Below are 19445 nucleotides of genomic sequence, written 5' to 3'. Positions count from 1 at the left end.
CTATTTAGGAGTACCTTTCTTAGAATTCACGTTTTGAAGAATGATTTCTGCTAAACCTTTACTAATTCCAGGTACGTTTTGAATTTCAGCTAGAGAAGCTTTGCTTATATTTTCTACCGAACCAAAATGAGACATGAGTGCCTTTTTTCTTTTACTGCCAACACCGGATATTTTACTTAATTGTGAAGCAAAAAACTGTTTATCGCGTTTTTTTCTATGCGAAGTTATCGCAAAACGGTGAGCTTCATTACGCAGCAATTGTAAATAAAGCATGACCTTGCTGTCACTTGCTAGAGTAAATTCTTCTCTGTCCGGCACATAAAATCTTTCATTTCCTGCATTACGATCATGACCTTTCGCCATACAAGCAAAAGGAACTTTTATATTCAATATTTCCAATACATTCTGCACTATGGAAACATGTCCTGGACCGCCATCAATCAGTAAAAAATCAGGGATTATATCTTTTATATTGCCAGAGAAACGTCTAGTCAGCACTTCTCTCATCATTTTATAGTCATCACCTGAACTTTCTTCTTTTATAGTAAATTTTTTGTATTCACTTTTTAAAAAACCTTCCTGCCCTGCAACAATCATCACACCAACTTGTTGATTTCCAGATATATGGCTATTATCATAAACCTCGATACGCTTTGGAATATTTGGTAACAAGAAAATCTTCCTAAGCTCTTCGAGCTTTTCTAGGTTATTTCTATAATCAGTAAGCTTCTGCTCTAGGCTATGCTTAGAATTATTGTAAATAAAATTCAACAAATCACGCTCTTTACTATTTTTCGCATACAAAACTTTTATTGATTTTTGAGTAAGAGCATAAAGTGCTTGTTCTATAATTTCCTTATCCTTAATAAAATCGGGAACGTAAATTTGCGCTGGTGGTGTATTAACTGGATTATACAAATTGACCAAAAAGGTGGATAAAATTTCATCATTTGGATGATCACTACAATTCTCAATGAAGTAAGGAATGCTTCCATAGTTACCTTTATCTCTGAAAGATAGTACACCAATGCATGCTAAGTCTGCCTCACGTACAATGCTGAAGAAATCTGCATCTTCTTCAAAAGAAAAATCCATTGGCTGCATTTGAATTTGCTGAAGAAATTTCAATCGATCTCTATAGACAGCAGCAAGCTCGTAGTTCATCTCCCTACTGCACTTTTCCATTGTAGAAAATAGCTGTCTTTGCACTTCTTTATTCCTTCCTAGCAGAGTATCTTGTGCTTGTTTTACTGATTTGCAGTAATCATCTTTTGTAATTTTATCTACGCATGGTGCTGAACAGCGCTTAACTTGATACTCAAGACATGGTCTTTTTGTTGAAGAGAAATATTGATCTGAACATACTCTTAAGAGAAAAGCTTTTTGCAATGATAATATAGTGTTCTTAACAGCAGCGGCAGATGGAAAAGGGCCGTAGTAATGAAACTCATTCTTCTTAAACTTACCTCTATATTTCGCTATTCTTGGATAATCATGCTTAGAAATTGTTATATAAGGATAAGATTTTCCATCCCTAAGCAAAATATTATAAGATGGTTTTAACGATTTTATTAACTGTGCTTCAAGAAGCAATGCTTCGATTTCATTCTCAGTGATGAATATTTCAACCTTAATAACCTGTGAGATCATTACTCTGATTCGTTCAGAAAGGTTTTCGAATTGAAGGTAGTCGGATAATCTCGACTTCAAGTTTTTTGCTTTACCAATGTATAAAACCTTATTCTTATCTCCAACCATCTTATAAACGCCACAGGATTGTGGAGATGATTTGATTTGTTCCTTATATTGCCTGAGCATTTATCAATTGTTTAACCTGTATAAGGTTAAACTCTGCTACTAAATGAAAGGTAGAAACAACATTTGCAAGCAAAGACAACCTGTTTATTCTAAGCTCATTAGAATCACAGTTAATCTTTACACTGTCCATAAATTGATTGATAAATGGAGCAAAACGAGCAAGTTCATCAAGCGCTGTATTAAAGTCGTTATTTTCTATCGCTTGTTTGATGTTTTTACAAGCAGCTATAGCACAATTTGATAGCGCAATCTCCTCATCTTCAATCAAAAACTTCTTACTGTAAGATGCATTATAAGTAGTGCCATCACTTTTTCTCACTTTGCTCATCATGTTACTGGCTCTTTTATAAGTGCTTAGAACCTGTTCACCTTCTTTTGTACTAAGATAACGATCCAATATCACAGTTTGCTTTTCTGCTTTCAGCAGATCATTAATATCGACTTTATATAGTATTGAATCTACAACATCTTGCCTTATATTTCTATTTTTTAAAATAATCTTGAACCTTTCTAAGCAGAATTTAAATACTAGTTCTGAAATTTGTTTTTCACTTGGCTTATCAACTGGAGTTATATTTTTATTCAATAGAAGCCTTGAACATAAAGATACTGACTTATCTATCAGCAATCTAATTGGAATATGCAAATTATTTTCAAGTATTGTTCTAATTATACCAATTGTCATTCTCCGCAAACCAAACTGATCATACGAACCAGAGATTTTCTCACCTGCTGCAATTAAGCCAACCAAACTATCCATTTTGTCTGCAATAGCTACAGCAATCGCAGTAGGAGATTTAGGGCATTCTTGGTCCGATCCAATTGGCTTATAGTGCTCAGTTATAGCTTCCACTACTTCTTTATCCTCTTGAAAATAAGAAGCGTAGTATCCACTCATTACTCCTTGCAATCCCGGAAATTCTTTCACTATCAACGTTGCAAGATCTGCCTTTGCTAAATATGCAGCACGTTCAACTTTAATTAATGAAGCATGTGGAATAAATATCGCTATATAATTTGAAAGAGCGATAATACGCTTCACTTTTTCTTCTACGCTACCGAGCGAAGCATGAAATGAAATAGAGCTCAATTTTTTGACATAGTAATCTAGGTTTTCCTTCTTGTCTTGAGATATCAAAAACTGGGCATCAGCAAGACGTGCTTCTAATATTCTTTCATGGCCTTTAACAACTTCATTGTTGTTAACATTTACAACAGTAACAAAATGTGATATTTTCTGTCCATCACTTAAAGCAAGATACTTTTGCTGCGTATTAATTATACTAAGTATTACTTCCTTCGGTAATTCTGATGATTTTACTTTACCAAATAATACTATTGGCCACTCTATAAGCCCTGCCAATTCATTAAGTAAATAATCATTTTTTTCAAGTTGTAAGTTCTCCTCTTTTGTAAACTTATTAATCTGATCTAGTATAAATTGCTTTCTTTTGTCCAACTGGAGAATGACATTATTTTTTTCTAACAATTCAAAATAGTCTTTGGGTGTTTTAACAGTAAGTACTGCATCACCTGAAAGAAACCTATGACCATACGTCACGTTGCATGCTGTAACCCCTGCAAAAGATATAGGTATTATTTCGTCATTTAAAATACATAGAATATTTTTAATTGGCCTAACCCATCTCTCTTTTCTTTCACTCCATCTCATACTCTTTGGCCAAGAAAAGTTTTTTAGCATTTCCTCCAGTTGATTTTTGAGAAACCCGTTGATGTTAAATAAGCAGCTTTCTCTCTTAATGAAGTAAAAATCTTCATCGTTTACTTTGCGAATGAGTAAATCTTCTTCACCTTTCCGATTTTTTCTCAAAAAACCTTCGATAGCACTTTTCGGTGCATTAACTCTTGGTCCTTTAATCTCATTGTTAGAATCTTTTAGCTCCAAAGCACTTATGCCATCAATAAAAAGAGCAATGCGACGTGCAGTCACATAAACTTCTATAGATGCAAATTTCACATTATTTTTACTAAAAGCATTAGTGATATAGCTCTTAACCTGAGCTGCAGATGAATTCTGCATTCTTGATGGAATTTCTTCTGAAAGACATTCAAACAATAATTGTGACAACATATTCTACTTTGCTCTATATAATTCACAGCATTTTTTTGTTAACTCTCTCACTCTACCAATATAGGCTGTACGTTCATTCACACCAAGCACACCTCTTGCATCAAGTAGATTAAGTAGATGGCTCGTTTTAATACATTGGTCATAAGCTGCTATCGGCAATTCTTTTTCAACAAGGAATTTACACAGTTTTTCTGTATCCTCAAACTGCTGTTGTACTACTTTAGTATCATAATAATCAAGTGCCAGGTAAGAAAACTCTCGCTCTCTTTGTTTAAAAATATCTCCATAAGTTGCACCGCTACCGTTCCACATTATGTCGTAAACATTATCTACACCCTGTATGCACATTGCTAAACGCTCTAACCCATATGCTACTTCACCAGGAATTATTCTGCAGTCAATACCTCCCACTTGCTGTATATAAGTAAGTTGTGTTACTTCCATTCCGTTGCATGTAACCTCCCAACCAAGACCGGATGCACCAACACTTGGGTTTTCCCAATCATCTTCAATAAACTTAATATCATATTCTTTTGTCGATACACCAAGAGCTTTTAAGCTATTTAAGTAAATATCTTGCAAATTGCTGCCAGATGGTTTTATTATAACTTGGTATTGATGATGCTGATATAAACGATTAGGGTTGTCGCCATAGCGTCCATCTGCAGGTCTGATTACTGGTTGTAGATACGCAATTTTTGTTGATTTTTCGTCAATCGCTGACATGATTGTTGCGGGATGTAGTGTTCCAGCTCCAACTTCAGACGTATATGGATGAAGTATAGTACACCCTTCATCTACCCAAAAATCTTGTAATCCCTTTATTATATCTTGTAGATTCACGCAAACTGTATATCTTTTAAACTGAATACATAAGCAAATAAGTACTATTCTATACTTATTTTTTTAATAGTGCCATGAAAATAGTCACTCAAGGCTATTGAACTTTCTTTTACATACTCAAATATGCTTTTGTTTAAAACAATCGCATCATGCATAGTCAGATCGCAGAATATAAATGCAGTCAAGTACAATAAAATCACTGCATAAAACACATGAAAAATCCCTTCAAATGTGATTGATATTGCATTGTTATAACTAAGCTGTATCGTACTTATCGGCCATGGTTTTATTACTTCTACAATATTAAAAAATAAATAAGGTATTATAAAGAAAAAGAACAAATGCATAAGATCATTAAACCAAAATGGACATTGAAGTATTGCTTTACATATACTTAGATAGAATTTACTTACAGTATAATAAATTGACATTATTGCCGGCATCGAAAGCGCAACAGTCAGCACCTGTCCTGATGCTATTTGTATTACTATATTCTCATCACTGCTGGCTGAAGGATCTTGAATGTGAAAAATGGATATTGCAACTAATTGCAGCACTAACATAACTATTGCTAGCTTGGTAAAAATGGCAGCTACAACTATGCCTGTATTCGGCATTTTATATAGTATAAAATCACCTCCGTATGTAAGCATTAATATAATGTCGGTAATAAATAATATTAGAAAAGAAGACCAATAATGCTGCCAACCCGGTAAATACCCTACTCCTAAAAAAGAGCTTACTATTTTGGCAGGAAAAACCTTGCCTAGCACCTTACCCAAAAATTGAAAAAAAATCCCCATGTCCTAACTAACACTTGACTTATATTTTTCACAATACTGAATTGTAATGGACTTATCAATACACTTCTTGCATAGAAAAAAGGCAAATAGTTAAAAACGATCTAAGTTTAGCAATAACCGTTGCCCCTTCTATCGTCATCCCAGTGCCCAGGGATTGGCTCTTTTTTTCTAGATTCCAGTACTGGAATGAGATCTTCAATATTCTTACATCTGATCTCAAACTATGGAATAACACCGTTATACGTACTGGAATATGGGCATCATTCAAGCAGCTGATCTCTATGATGGCATCATCCCAGTACTGGGATCCAGAACAGGTAATAAGAACTGGTCACGCGCTGGCCTGAAGCTTTAACTATAAATATTAAAAAATTTACCAGGCGAAAAAAAAGGCAAAAAAATCCCTATGTAGTGAGTTTTAATAATGTAAATTGATAATGTGCTAACAAGCGCGATTTGGCTGAATGTAGAAAAATAAAAAAAGCCGCTATAATTTTATGTAATTTGCCAATAAATATCTGAGTTTTTTACTGAATTTTTGTTGTTAAATCTGCAGAGATTAAAAACAAGGATAAATACTCTTATTGATATGATAAGGAAAGTGGGAAGGTTTGTCAAGTCACTTCGGCTAGCTACCTACTTAGATGTTCCACACTGCTAAGTAGATACCAAATTTTTTGCAACATCAAGTGCAGCATAGGTAAATATTGCACTTGCACCTGCACGTTTAAAACCAATTAAGGACTCATAAATCACTCTGTTATAATCCAGCCAGCCATTATTTGCTGCAGCTTTTATCATTGCGTATTCACCGCTTACTTGGTAAGCAAAAATCGGAAAATTAAACTTTTCACTTGCTGTTTTTATTACATCTAAGTATGGCATACCCGGCTTTATCATAATAAAATCTGCACCTTCATCTATATCCATTTCGATTTCGCAGATTGCTTCACGTGCATTTCTATAATCCATTTGATAACCACTTTTGTCGATGAAATTTGATGATGCGCACGAACCGACAACTTGCCTGAACGGCGCATAGAAGCTAGAACAGTACTTTACTGCATAGGACAATATTGACACATTCTGAAAGTTATTATCATCCAATGTTTTTCTTATTTTTCCTATCCTGCCATCCATCATATCAGAAGGAGCAACTATATCGCATCCTGCTTTTGCTAAAACAAGTGCTTGCTTACATAATGCTGACACAGTCTCGTCATTTTCTACATCTATCCTACTGCTTTTTAAAATGCCATCATGACCGTGAGTAGTGTATGGGTCTAGTGCAATGTCTGCAATAATGCCAATATCCGGTACATTTGATTTTACAGCACAAATTGCTTTACAGATTAAATTGTCAGGATTGTACGCTTCCTCGGCGTTTTCAGATTTTAGTTTACTATCAACTACAGGAAAAATTGCAACAGCATTAATCCCCGAGTCCTTAGCTTTCTGAATTATAGAAATTAATCCATCTATTGAATAACATTTGATATCAGATAAGCCAGAAATTGGCTCAATTGTTTCTTCTCCGTCATGAACAAATAAGGGAAAAATCAAATCATTTACTGATAAAGTGCTTTCACTTGTTAAATTGCGAATCCACTTGCCTGAGCGCCTACGCCTTAACCTTGTATTTGGGAAATTAAACATTGGATCCAGGCAAATTCCCAGTAAAAAGCAACACTCCTGAAATGAGTATTACCCAAAGTACCGATATTGGCAAAAATACTTTCCAACCAAGACGCATTAATTGATCATAACGATAACGAGGTATTGTAGCTCTAATCCAAACAAATATAAACAAAAGTACAACTATCTTCAAAACAAACCAGATTAAACTAGGAATTTTATACAGCAAACTAAGCTCTAATGGAGGATACCACCCTCCTAGAAAGAATATTGTCATCATAGCGCTTGCTAAAATCATATTTGCATATTCTCCCAAGAAAAAGAGAGCAAAAGGCATTGATGAATACTCGACGTTATACCCAGAGACGAGCTCTGCTTCAGCTTCTGGTAAGTCAAATGGGTGACGATTAGTTTCGGCAAGCAAAGAAATAAAAAATATTATTCCTATAGGCATTAGTAATAAATCAATCCAAAATGGCATATTATGTTTCGCTACCACCATCTCTCCAAGATTTAATGTGCCAGTTGTAATAACAACTGTAGCAACTATTAGACCTATTGAAACTTCATATGAAATCATTTGAGCAGCTGACCTTATAGAGCCAAGAAATGCATAATTAGAATTACTAGACCAGCCTGCAATAATAATGCCATATATTCCCAAAGAGGATATAGCTAGCACATAAAGCACTCCAACATTAATATTTGCTATTACCTTAGGGATTATTACCTGCTGTCCATTTTCTGTAATTATTTCAGCTCCAAATGGTATAACTGCCCAGGAAATTAATGCTAAAATAAAGGTGAGCATTGGAGCCATAATAAACAGTATGGTGTTTGCTCTAAATGGTATTATCGGCTCTTTAATTATCAATTTGATAGCATCTGCAAATGGCTGTAGTAGCCCAAATGGCCCTACTACACTTGGACCATGCCTTAGTTGAATTGCACCAATAACTTTACGCTCAAAGTACACTAAATATGCTACTGAAAGCAAAAGTGGAATAAGAAGAAAAAGAATATCAAATATCAAGTACATGCAACCCTAAATCAAAAAAATAGTTCATAATTGTGGCAATAAAAAATACAGCAAATGCTCTAGATACAAAAGACAATGTCCCTATTGAAATCAATAGGACAACACTTTTCTGTACAGCATTTAGCTTAATAGAATAGTAAAATGATATGCATATGAATGACACTAGTGACATCATAATTAAGAGCATTGTGAGAGGCAAATAATTCCCTCTTCCCTCGCTAACTATAATAAATGTTATTGCCATCCATACATATCCTTCCGTAAATAATGCAATAATATCATTGATAAAATCAACTAGCTTATAAACGAACTGTTTTTCTAATGTATTTTGTTCTTTACACAAAAATATAGAGTTTAATTTTCGTTGAAAATATACCAGAGTTATTAGTAATAATGGTGTTAGAATAAATAAAATATTAAGTAGAGTGTTCATAAAAATCCTTAGTACAATCTGCCATTATTTTTGAAGCGCGACTTATTGAGTCTGTCATATAAAAATTACACTTTTTTAGAGTGAAAGAGATATTACTTAATTTTATTTCATCACAGGTAATTGGTACCCATTTGTTTTTCACCACTTGGTCAGCATCTCTAAACTGTGGACCAATAGTGTATAATTTCTTCCTCACATCAAATAAATTATCGTATAGTAAGGAAAGGCCCAAATATTGGGATAAATTTTTTATAATCAACCAATCTTCCTTTGCTTCACCAGGAGGAAAAACAGCTAAATTTGTTCTCTGTACTCGCCCTTCAGTATTTACATAAGTTGCATATTTCTCTGTGTAAGCAGCTCCAGGTAGAATAACATCTGCTATGTGTGCTCCACTATCACCATGATGGCCTTGATAAATTACAAATGTACTTTCTAACTTTGATATATCAATTTCATCTGCGCCAAGAAGATAAACTACTTCTATCTCACCACTTTCTGCCTGTTTTAGCATCTGATTAATGTCTTTTCCACCTTCGCTAGGAACAAATCCAATATCGAGTCCACCAACCCTTGCTGCAGCCTTATGCAGTACGTTAAAGCCATTCCAGTCATCTCTGATCATGTTAAATTTTTCTGCAATTTTGCCAGCTAGAGCTAAAACTGATTCAGAATCATCTCTTATTAATGCATCTTGACCGATAATTAGCATAGGGTTCTGAGCCGCACTCAGTAACTCGCAGAATTTGTGATTTCCCTCTTCTATTTCTTTTAGAACGTTTGGACCATCACCTAATCTTTCAACATTATATAGATATTCAAGATTAGGACCAATATTTGCAATAGTGAAATTACCTTGTAAATATCTCTTTCTCAATCTTGCGTTAATTATTGGTGCTTCTATTCTTGGATTTGTATTTATAAGCAGACATAAATCTGCATTTTCTATACCCTCAATAGTGGTGTTGAATACATATGACCCACGATTATTTGGTATAAGCTTTGCTCCATCTTGCCTACAATCTATATTCCCCGAGCCGAGCTTCTGCATCACTTCTTTGAGTAGAAGCATAGACTCACAATCTGCTAAATCACCTGCAATTGCAGCTATTTTATTTGATTTTGTATTCTTTAATTTCTTTGCAGCAACAGTTAGTGCTTCATTCCAATCAACTGGGGCTAATTTACCATCTTTTTTTACATAAGGTTGATCAAGACGCTGAACTTTTAGTCCATCATAGGCAAAACGCGTTTTATCTGATATCCATTCTTCATTTACCTCTTCGCTCAGCCTTGGTAATATTCGCATAACTTCCAGGCCACGATAATCAACTCTAATGCTACTTCCCACAGCATCTAGCACATCTATAGTCTCACAATGTGATAGCTCCCATGGACGCGCTGTAAAGGAGTAAGGCTTTGAAGTTAAAGCCCCTACCGGGCAGAGATCTATGATATTTCCAGATAATTCAGAACTAATATGCCTTTTTATGTAAGTGCTAATCTCTACATTTTCTCCCCTTCCGATTCCTCCAAGTTCATTTGTACCTGCAACATCAGACAAAAATCTAACACACCGAGTGCAATGAATGCATCGATTCATCGCAGTCTCAATCAGTGGTCCGAAGTGTTTTTTTGGCACAGCCCTCTTATGCCCATCAAGTCTGCTGGTTCCTTTCCCATAAGCCATCGTGATATCTTGCAAATCGCATTCACCACCTTGATCGCAAATTGGGCAATCAAGCGGGTGGTTAATTAGCAAAAACTCAAGCACACCTTCACGTGCTTTTTTAACCTTAGGGGTATCAGTGTGAATAACCATCCCTTCTGCAACTGGCATTGCACAAGAGGCTACTGGTTTTGGAGGTCCACCCTCCACTTCAACCAAACACATTCTGCAGTTACCAGCAATTGCTAAACGCTCATGATAACAGAAACGTGGAATTTCAACGCCCACAACTTCACAAGCTTGAATTATAGTGAGCCCATGCTCTACTTCACATTCCTTAGAATTAATAGTAACTTTAACCACAACTATTATACAGCTTCCCACTTTATAGGATTGCAGCTTACCTCATCTTCAACCAGATTGCCGTTGTCATATTGAGCAGACATATAATTCATGCGCGAGTCACGATCTATATATCTAACAGGTTTTACCGGTTTATCTTTATACATTTTTTGCTCAGCTTTCTTACGCTGAGTAGGGTTATTTTTACTAGCTGTTTTCGCTTTCCCGCCTGCTGCCATATAAACTCCTAAAAACTTCTTATTTTATTTTAACACTTAAGTATACACCGTCAATGCTAAATAGCTTTAAAGTTTTAATAGTCCATTATTACAATCATCATTTGAACAAAATACTTTCTCTTGATGCTGCTCAAGTGTGTAACTTTAGAATCCCCAAAAAAGAAAATGTAAGTTACTTTGATGATATCATTTTCTACGTCTTATAAATAGACATTCATGTAGCCGTAAATTAAGCTATAAACTCAATACAAAGATCCTTAATTATCAATCTCATAATACTTCTCAACCAACTTATTTAGCAACCTTACACCGAAACCTACTGCCCCTCTTGGAGAAATATCAGTGCCTTTTTCGTGCCAAGCAGTGCCTGCAATGTCTAAATGTGCCCAACAAGTGTCGTTTACAAAACGCTGTAGAAACTGTGCAGCCATTATACTATCTCCACCAGAACCTGCAGGAGCTATATTTTGCACATCAGCAATCGGCGAATCAATAATTTTGTTATAAGTTTCATTCATAGGAAAGCGCCATAATTTTTCATTTACTTCATTTCCTGCATCAATCAGATGATTCGCTAATTCATCGTTATTTGAAAAAAGACCAGCATATTCATTATTTCCCAGTGCAACCACTATAGCACCAGTTAAAGTTGCAAGGTCGATCATAAATTTCGGTGCAAATCTATCTTGTGTATACCATAAAGCATCCGCAAGTATTAGTCTTCCCTCTGCATCGGTATTTAATATTTCTATTGTTTGTCCAGACATTGAAGTGACTACATCGCTCGGTCTTTGAGCATTACCATCCACTGCATTTTCTGCAAGTGCAACCACACCAATTGCATTTACTTTTGCTTTTCGCCCAGCTAGAGTACGCATCACTCCAACTACAGTAGCAGAACCTGCCATGTCATATTTCATTGACTCCATACCGCGTGAGGGTTTAAGTGACACTCCACCAGTGTCAAACGTTATACCCTTGCCTATAAAAGCTATTGGTTTTTGTTCTTGAGAAGCCCCATTCCATTTTATCACCACTAACTTTGGCTCTTTACTACTTCCTTGTGCTACTCCAAGCAGGGCTCCCATTTTTTTCTCTTCCATTTGCTTTTTATCAAGCACTTCAACCTCAAGACCAAGTTTAGTAAGTTCAGCTTTTATACGATTAGCGTAAGACTCTGGATATAAAATATTAGGTGGCTCAGTAGTAAAAGCACGTGCAAGAAAGATGCCTTCACCTTCGTGTTTTAAACGCTCAAATGATTTTTCAATGCTACTTAACTGTTCATCTTTTACTAATAATGTAATTTCCTCTACTTCTGTAATTTTTTCATCCTTTTTAGTTTTATACTTATTAAACTTGAAACTGCGCAGAAATGCTCCATATGCAACATTTGCTGTACTGCCCTCGATTGAAATAGCTGCTCGCTTGATTCTTAATCTGCTTAGCTCACAATATATTTTACCACCAATATTTAATCCTTTGCTTTCATCCCATTCATCTCTCATTCCAAGACCAGCAACTATAATATTTTTTCCCTCTGATGAAGTAACGGAGAAAAATTCACCAAAACCTCCATTAAAACTACTAAATTTCTTGATGTTATCTATAGCTTGCTTATCTTGTAGAACATTAGTTATGAGCTTATCACCCTCAAACAAACCTACCACTAGCGTCTCAAAATCGGGTAAAGCTTTAGAAATTGTTATCTTCATCGTTGACATCTCCGTTGCAAATAATTGTAAGCTGCACATAAAACATAGTAAAAACATTAGTAAGATATTTTTCATATACATTTTAAGTACAATAGCGCTTAAGACTACTATGAACTCCCCTGATATGCAAGGGCTTTATCTTTTATCAGAAAATTTGTTATGCCCACCTAGGGTTATATTAAATGTGTAGGTCTTCATGGCCTGATTGTTATAAGTAAATGGTGCTATCAGAAGGCTTGCAAGTCCACTCTCAATAAGATTACCAAAAAGAAGATCATCACAGTTATCGCAATTATGATCAGCAAAAAACATTTGTGTTGTGAATTCTGGAAAATCTGGATGTTGGACCAAAAAGTTGATGTGTGGAGCCCTATCACCAATTTTACCTGGTACTATTGTAATAAAATTATAATAGCCAAGGTTATTTACTACAAATCTTCCTGATCCAGCAAAATTTGGATCAAGCTCCACATTTTCATCATAATAGCTCATACCAAGTGAGTCTGCGTGCCATATAGAAACCACAGCATTTTGTATCGGTAAGCAATTTACATCAGTAACTCTACCCACTACATTTATTAATTCTCCTGCTGCATTATTTGGAGAGCCAGGTTTTCTTCTTAAATTATTTGAAGAGTTAAAGCTTTTTGGCCTTGTTTCAAGATCATAAATCCCTGGAGTTTCAATACAATTAAGCAAAATAGGATCAGCTGCAAATAATGACAAATCGAATATAAATTGTACTAAAAACGCTAATAAGATATTTTTTAAATTCATTTTGTTTATAGTGCTTTTATCAGAATTATAGCAACCTTTTTCTTTTATTAAAGACAAGACTTCCTTTGAAGCCTCCTTAGAATCACAACTATCCTTTCAGTGTATGAGTTTTAGGTTTTAGTACTGCATACACAACTGCACGGACTTCCAATTTAGAAATTGCAAATCAATCCAAACACGCAAGTGTAATGTTACCTCCACATGCTGTAGTGTTGACACTTACAACCTTTTCTATAGAAAAACGTTGCAGATAATTAGGACCACCAGCTTTTGGTCCGGTACCTGACAGTCCTCTACCGCCAAATGGTTGTGTTCCAACTGCTGCACCTATTTGATTGCGATTGATGTATACATTTCCAACTGATATTTTCTTGCTTATTAAATCGATCTGACTTTGTACACGGCTTTGCAAAGAAAACGTAAGTCCATATCCTGTATTGTTTATATCACTTATAACTTCATTTAACTGCAACTTATTAAAACGTATGATATGTAAAATAGGCCCAAACACTTCTTGCTTTAATTGCGAAATTTTTTGTATCTCATAAATATACGGAGGAAAAAAATAACCATTATAAGAATTTGTATCCATGGGTACCTTGGACAAAAGGTTTGAATCTTCATCCCTTGATATTTTTTCCGTATGTTTAGTGAGCACATCAATAGATGCTTTGTCAATTATTGGACCAATATCTGTGCTCAGTTGTATTGGGTCACCTATCTTTAGTTCTTGAGCTGCATTGCATATCATTTTTATCTGTTTTTCTGCTATATCTTCTTGAATAAATAGCACTCTGAGAGCAGAACAACGTTGACCGCCACTGCGAAATGCAGAAATTAAAACATCCTTAGTTACCTGCTCTAAAAGAGCAGAACTATCAACAATCATAGCATTTAATCCACCAGTCTCAGCGATAAGTGGCACAATAGGACCATCTCTACTAGCAAGCATTCGATTAATTATTTGAGCAGTTTGTGTTGAACCAGTAAAAGCTACACCGGAAATTCTATTATCTGGTACTAATGTTTTACCTAAATACCAACCATCCCCTGGAATAAGGTGTAGCACATTTTTTGGTATTCCAGCTTCGTGTAGTATCTTAACGGCTTCATAGGCAATAATCGGCGTTTGCTCTGCCGGTTTTGCCAGCACTGCATTACCTGCTGCAAGTGCAGCTGAAACCTGTCCAATGAAGATAGCGAGTGGAAAATTCCACGGTGATATGCATAAGAAAACTCCTCTGCCTTCAAAAAAGATGAAGTTATCTTCACCTGTTGGACCTGGCAATTTTTTCCAGTCATTCAGTTCATTTTTTGCTATCATTGCATAATAGCGCAAAAAGTCGATTGCCTCTCTTACTTCTGCTATTGCATCGGATAAAATTTTTCCTGCTTCTACAATCAGAATATAAATTAACTCTTTCATCCTTTCCTCAAGCAAATCTGCAGCTTTTTCAAGGCATTTAGCGCGCTCTTCTGCTGAAACATTCTGCCACTTAGTAAAAGCACTATGTGCTATTTCAAGAGCATTTAAAGCCTGAGCACTTGTTGCACTTGACACTTCTCCAATTACATTTTCCAAATGTGCAGGATTCACTACTTCGGTAAATTTCGCACTGTCAAGAAACGACTCTCCATCAATTATTGGGCCAACTTGCCATTTCTTTTCACTAAATTCCCTTACATCATTTGCAAATTGTGAAACTGCAATTGAATCGCTAATATCCATTCCCAAGGAGTTTTTTCTTTCCTCTCCAAAAATATCTCGTGGCAACGGAATGCTTGGATGAGGCTCATACTCTAAGATTTTTACTTTTTCTAATGGATCTGAGACTAATTCTTCAATTTTAACGTCAGAATCATTTACTTGATTGACAAACGAGCTATTAGCTCCATTTTCAAGAAGGCGCCTAATAAGGTATGGCAATAAATCACTATGTTTACCAACTGGTGCATATATACGACAATTGATGCTTGTTGCAAGTTCTGAAATTGCATAATCATACAAACTTTTACCCATTCCATGTAAGCGCTGAAACTCAAAACCAGGATGATTTTTATCGGCAAGCTCTATTATAGTAGCAAAAGTATAAGCATTATGAGTTCCAAAACATGGATAAAAGTGATTCTCTTTGCTTAAAAGTTTCTGCGCACAGGCAAGATAGCATACATCTGTGTAGCTTTTTCTAGTAAACACCGGATAACCAATTAACCCTAATTCTTGTGTGCGCTTGATTTCTGAGTCCCAATATGCTCCTTTTACAAGCCTCACCATAATTTTATGCTTTGATCGAATGGCAACATCTTCAACAAAATCAAGAACAGATAAAGCACGTTTTTGATACGCTTGCACAGCCAAGCCAAGCCCCTCCCACTTAGAAAGTGAATCATCAAGACGCAATTGCTCAAATAAAACTAATGACATCTCAAGTCTTTCTGATTCTTCTGCATCTATACAAAGTGAAATGTTATATTTCTTCGCTTCATGACACAGTTCCAGCAACTTAGCTCTCAGCTCTTCAGCTATATTACCAAATTGGCTAAATTCATAACGTGAGTGCAGTGAAGACAATTTGATTGAAACCCCTTGAGATTTAAAGCAATCATTTATGTCAGCAGATTCACCTATGGCTTTTATTGCATGCATATATAAATTAAAATACTCTTCCGCATCCTCAACTGTGCAAGCAGATTCACCAAGCATATCAAAAGAGCATAAATACTTACTGTAGTCATCTGACTTCACACTTTCCAATGCTTTTTTTATAGTTTCTCCAACAATAAAATGCTTGCCAAGAATGGATATTGCTTGTTTCACCGCTTTGCGGATTATTGGCTCTCCTAAATTTTTCAATAACCTGGAAATTATGTGATAGAATTTTGAATCCTCTTCATTATTTCTCAATATACTGCTTCCTATAATTAAACTCCATGTAGAAGCATTAACAAACAATGAAGAGGAACGCCCCAGGTGTTTATTCCATTCTTGGTTGGCAATTTTATCTTTGATCAATTCATCTATTGTGTAATCGTCTGGTATTCTAAGTAATGATTCAGCAAGACACATTAGCGCTACTCCTTCGTCGTTAGAAAGTGAGTACTGTTGTATAAAAGAATCTATAATGCCTAATTTACTACCTCTAATCTTTTCGACAATTTGTTTTGCAATATTGTAAATTATGTTTTTTGAATCAGCCGAAAGTTCTGATTTTTCTACAAGATAGCGTACGTGACTTTTTTCATCAGCACGATAAAATGCCTGCAATCGTTTTCGTAATGCGTTAGGTTCTTGTATAGAACTGATCATAATTATCTACAAAACACCCTTTACCATATATAAGATAAGATTATATCATAACTTTACATCGAATAAATTATTATTTAAATAAAGAGCCAGAATCGATTCAAAAAACCTAGTTGATGAATGTGATAGCTCAAAAGGACTGCGCAAGTATATAGCTCAACACCCCACCACTCATCAAGTACTTAACCTCAGTTGCAGTTTGTACACAGCACTTGAGTTGAATGGATTGCTCTGAATCATCCTTTCTTTTAATGATACATTCTAGATTTCCATTTGGTACTACTTCACCTTTTATGCTCACTATCTCACTACCATCAAATATCTTTCTCGTTACTCCATCCTGAAATGCAAGTGGAAGAACACCCATACCGACCAAATTGGACCTATGTATGCGTTCAAAACTTTCTGCAATCAGAGCTTTAATTCCCAGCAATGCAGTACCCTTTGCTGCCCAATCCCTACTTGAACCCGTACCATATTCTTTTCCTGCAATGACAACTAATGGAACAGCTTCTCTTTTATATTGCATTGCTGCATCAAAAATTGACATAGTTTCTTGAGAAGGAATATGTTTTGTATAGCCACCCTCAGCACTCACCATTTTATTTCTTATTCTGATATTAGCAAAGGTTCCACGCATCATTACGTTGTGGTTACCGCGGCGAGATCCATATGAATTGAAATCTTGCGGTTCAACTCCAAGACCTTTTAAATATATGCCTGCAGGACTATTTGAGGCAATATTTCCAGCGGGAGAAATGTGGTCGGTAGTCACGCTATCGCCAAATATCGCGAGTATTCGTGCATCCTTTATATCAAAAATGTTGCTTTTATCATTGTCAGTCAATAAATTATCAAAATAAGGAGGGTTTTGTATATAAGTACTTTTCTCATTCCAGTTGTAGATTTCACTTTTCTCATACTTTATCTTTTGCCAATGCTCATCACCAGAGAAAACATCCTTATACTTTTGTATGAACATTTCACGTGTTACAACACTTTTAACACAGTTCTCAACTTCATCATTTTTTGGCCATATATCTTTGAGATAAACATCATTTCCATTCTTATCTCTGCATATAGGATCTTTTGTCAGGTCAATTTGTACAGTGCCTGCAAGTGCATAAACAACAACAAGTGGCGGAGAGGCCAAGTAATTAGCTTTGACTGAAGGATGGATTCTTCCTTCAAAGTTACGATTACCGGATAAAACTGCTGCAACAGTCAAGTTTTTATCCTTAATATCACTTTCTATATCTTCATTAAGCGGACCGGAGTTTCCAATACAAGTTGTACAGCCATACCCAACCAAATTAAAACCCAAAGCATTTAGATCTTCCTGTAACCCTGACTTTTCTAAATATTCTGTTACAACTTGTGACCCTGGAGCAAGAGAAGTTTTAACCCAAGGCTTTGATTTTAATCCAAGGTTGACTGCATTACGCGCTACAAGTCCAGCAGCAATCATTACGCTTGGGTTTGAAGTATTAGTGCAGCTTGTTATTGCTGCAATAACTACACTTCCATCTTGGAGTTTATCGCTTTCCTCTGACTCATTAACTGGAAATGATTTAGAAAAAGATTCTGCCACTTGCGAAAGAAAAACCTTATCTTGCGGTCTTTTTGGACCGGCCATTACTGGCTCTACGCTCGATAAATCAAGCTCCAGTGTGTCAAAGAACGCCAATTCGTCATTACTACGCCACAGCCCTTGTTCTTTTGCATAGACTTCAACCAATTTAACCAACTCTTTTGGCCTTCCGGTTAAGTTTAAATAATCTAGTGTCTTCCGATCAATTGGAAAGAATCCACAAGTTGCACCATATTCTGGAGCCATATTAGCTATGGTTGCTCTATCTGCCAAAGATAAATAATCTAATCCATCACCATAGAATTCCACAAATTTGCCAACAACGCCTTTTATTCTTAAAACATTGGTAATCGTCAGCACTAGATCGGTTGCAGTTACTCCTTCTGAAAGTTTTCCAATTAATTTAAATCCTACTACTTCTGGAATCACCATACTAATTGGCTGACCAAGCATCACAGATTCAGCTTCTATTCCACCAACACCCCAACCAAGAACCGATAAACCATTCACCATAGTAGTGTGGCTGTCCGTACCAACTAAGGTATCTGGATATAGAACTCCGCTATCGTTACATACAACTTGCGCTAAATATTCAAGATTCACTTGGTGGCAAATTCCAGTACCTGGTGGCACTACTCTAAAATTTGTGAAGGATGATTCTCCCCATTTTAAGAATTGATATCTCTCTAAATTTCTTTTCACTTCCAATTCAACGTTTTTACAAAATGCGGAAGTGCTTCCGTAACTGTCCACTTGAACAGAGTGGTCGATCACAAGATCAACAAGTACAGATGGATTTATTTTGCTTGGGTTGCCCCCGTTTTTCTTCACATAATTACGCATCGAAGCTAAGTCAACAATAGCAGGAACTCCCGTAAAATCTTGCATCAATACCCTTGCTGGTTTATAGCTAATTTCGTGATTGACATGTTTATTGACACAACTTGCTAGTGTTTTTATGTCACCCAATTTTACGCTCACTCCATCTTCGTTACGCAATAAATTTTCAAGCAATACCTTGAGTGAGCAAGGCAATTTTGTTAAATCTACTCCTAAGAATTTACCAGCGTTACTTAGGTTAAAGTAGTTATATAACCTTCCATCAATATTTAAAGTCGTCTTTGCATTTAAAGAATTGTTCATCC

The 19445-nt window shown here is 35.7% G+C and carries 13 protein-coding genes; all 13 read right to left on the bottom strand.

Annotation, left to right across the window (positions count from 1 at the left end; all coding sequences use genetic code 11):
- Positions 1–1818, bottom strand: a complete 1818-nt coding sequence (uvrC, locus tag M1L26_RS01430; RefSeq protein ID WP_211907768.1) for an excinuclease ABC subunit UvrC — start codon at positions 1816–1818, stop codon at positions 1–3.
- Positions 1802–3910 carry a glycine--tRNA ligase subunit beta gene (glyS, locus tag M1L26_RS01425; protein WP_250120280.1) on the bottom strand — a complete coding sequence of 703 codons (2109 nt, stop codon included), beginning with the start codon at positions 3908–3910 and terminating at the stop codon, positions 1802–1804. Before glyS ends, uvrC begins: the two co-directional genes overlap by 17 nt.
- A gap of 3 nt (positions 3911–3913) precedes the next feature.
- A complete protein-coding gene (locus M1L26_RS01420) occupies positions 3914–4753 on the bottom strand; it encodes a glycine--tRNA ligase subunit alpha (protein WP_211907766.1) in 840 nt (279 codons plus the stop codon).
- Between the two features lie 44 nt (positions 4754–4797).
- Positions 4798–5556 (bottom strand): phosphatidylglycerophosphatase, encoded by a 759-nt coding sequence (locus M1L26_RS01415; RefSeq protein WP_211907765.1) that lies wholly within the window; start codon positions 5554–5556, stop codon positions 4798–4800.
- A gap of 657 nt (positions 5557–6213) precedes the next feature.
- Positions 6214–7212 (bottom strand): porphobilinogen synthase, encoded by a 999-nt coding sequence (gene hemB / locus M1L26_RS01410; RefSeq protein ID WP_211907761.1) that lies wholly within the window; start codon positions 7210–7212, stop codon positions 6214–6216.
- Positions 7205–8230 carry an NADH-quinone oxidoreductase subunit NuoH gene (gene nuoH / locus M1L26_RS01405; protein ID WP_211907759.1) on the bottom strand — a complete coding sequence of 342 codons (1026 nt, stop codon included), beginning with the start codon at positions 8228–8230 and terminating at the stop codon, positions 7205–7207. Before nuoH ends, hemB begins: the two co-directional genes overlap by 8 nt.
- Complete coding sequence (locus tag M1L26_RS01400) at positions 8214–8573, bottom strand: hypothetical protein (protein ID WP_250120279.1); 360 nt, start codon at positions 8571–8573, stop codon at positions 8214–8216. Before M1L26_RS01400 ends, nuoH begins: the two co-directional genes overlap by 17 nt.
- 73 nt (positions 8574–8646) lie before the next feature.
- Positions 8647–10695, bottom strand: coding sequence for an NADH-quinone oxidoreductase subunit NuoG (nuoG, locus tag M1L26_RS01395; protein ID WP_250120278.1), 2049 nt, complete (start codon positions 10693–10695; stop codon positions 8647–8649).
- Positions 10696–10700: 5 nt separating this feature from the next.
- Positions 10701–10913 carry a hypothetical protein gene (locus M1L26_RS01390; RefSeq protein WP_211907752.1) on the bottom strand — a complete coding sequence of 71 codons (213 nt, stop codon included), beginning with the start codon at positions 10911–10913 and terminating at the stop codon, positions 10701–10703.
- A gap of 257 nt (positions 10914–11170) precedes the next feature.
- The gene (locus M1L26_RS01385; protein ID WP_256465917.1) at positions 11171–12667 is read right to left on the bottom strand and encodes a leucyl aminopeptidase; all 1497 of its coding nucleotides are present in this window, start codon (positions 12665–12667) and stop codon (positions 11171–11173) included.
- A gap of 96 nt (positions 12668–12763) precedes the next feature.
- Positions 12764–13405, bottom strand: coding sequence for a protocatechuate 3,4-dioxygenase (locus M1L26_RS01380; RefSeq protein WP_264337819.1), 642 nt, complete (start codon positions 13403–13405; stop codon positions 12764–12766).
- Positions 13406–13571: 166 nt separating this feature from the next.
- On the bottom strand, positions 13572–16712 hold the full coding sequence (gene putA, locus M1L26_RS01375) for a bifunctional proline dehydrogenase/L-glutamate gamma-semialdehyde dehydrogenase PutA (protein ID WP_250120275.1): 3141 nt from the start codon (positions 16710–16712) through the stop codon (positions 13572–13574).
- Positions 16713–16839: 127 nt separating this feature from the next.
- Positions 16840–19443, bottom strand: a complete 2604-nt coding sequence (gene acnA / locus M1L26_RS01370) for an aconitate hydratase AcnA (RefSeq protein WP_250120274.1) — start codon at positions 19441–19443, stop codon at positions 16840–16842.
- Positions 19444–19445 lie beyond the last annotated feature (2 nt).

The sequence above is a fragment of the Wolbachia endosymbiont of Ostrinia scapulalis genome, assembly GCF_023559145.1.
GTDB lineage: Bacteria > Pseudomonadota > Alphaproteobacteria > Rickettsiales > Anaplasmataceae > Wolbachia.
Note: the sequence above shows the minus strand (reverse complement) of the source record. Positions and strands in the feature narration are given on the sequence as shown.

What these genes read in the sequence shown, in the direction of transcription:
- uvrC (WP_211907768.1), bottom strand. Translation starts at nt 1,818, where the DNA reads ATGCTCAGGCAATATAAGGAACAAATCAAATCATCTCCACAATCCTGT.
- glyS (WP_250120280.1), bottom strand. Translation starts at nt 3,910, where the DNA reads ATGTTGTCACAATTATTGTTTGAATGTCTTTCAGAAGAAATTCCATCA.
- M1L26_RS01415 (WP_211907765.1), bottom strand. Translation starts at nt 5,556, where the DNA reads ATGGGGATTTTTTTTCAATTTTTGGGTAAGGTGCTAGGCAAGGTTTTT.
- hemB (WP_211907761.1), bottom strand. Translation starts at nt 7,212, where the DNA reads ATGTTTAATTTCCCAAATACAAGGTTAAGGCGTAGGCGCTCAGGCAAG.
- nuoH (WP_211907759.1), bottom strand. Translation starts at nt 8,230, where the DNA reads ATGTACTTGATATTTGATATTCTTTTTCTTCTTATTCCACTTTTGCTT.
- M1L26_RS01390 (WP_211907752.1), bottom strand. Translation starts at nt 10,913, where the DNA reads ATGGCAGCAGGCGGGAAAGCGAAAACAGCTAGTAAAAATAACCCTACT.
- M1L26_RS01385 (WP_256465917.1), bottom strand. Translation starts at nt 12,667, where the DNA reads ATGTGCAGCTTACAATTATTTGCAACGGAGATGTCAACGATGAAGATA.
- M1L26_RS01380 (WP_264337819.1), bottom strand. Translation starts at nt 13,405, where the DNA reads ATGAATTTAAAAAATATCTTATTAGCGTTTTTAGTACAATTTATATTC.
- putA (WP_250120275.1), bottom strand. Translation starts at nt 16,712, where the DNA reads ATGATCAGTTCTATACAAGAACCTAACGCATTACGAAAACGATTGCAG.
- acnA (WP_250120274.1), bottom strand. Translation starts at nt 19,443, where the DNA reads ATGAACAATTCTTTAAATGCAAAGACGACTTTAAATATTGATGGAAGG.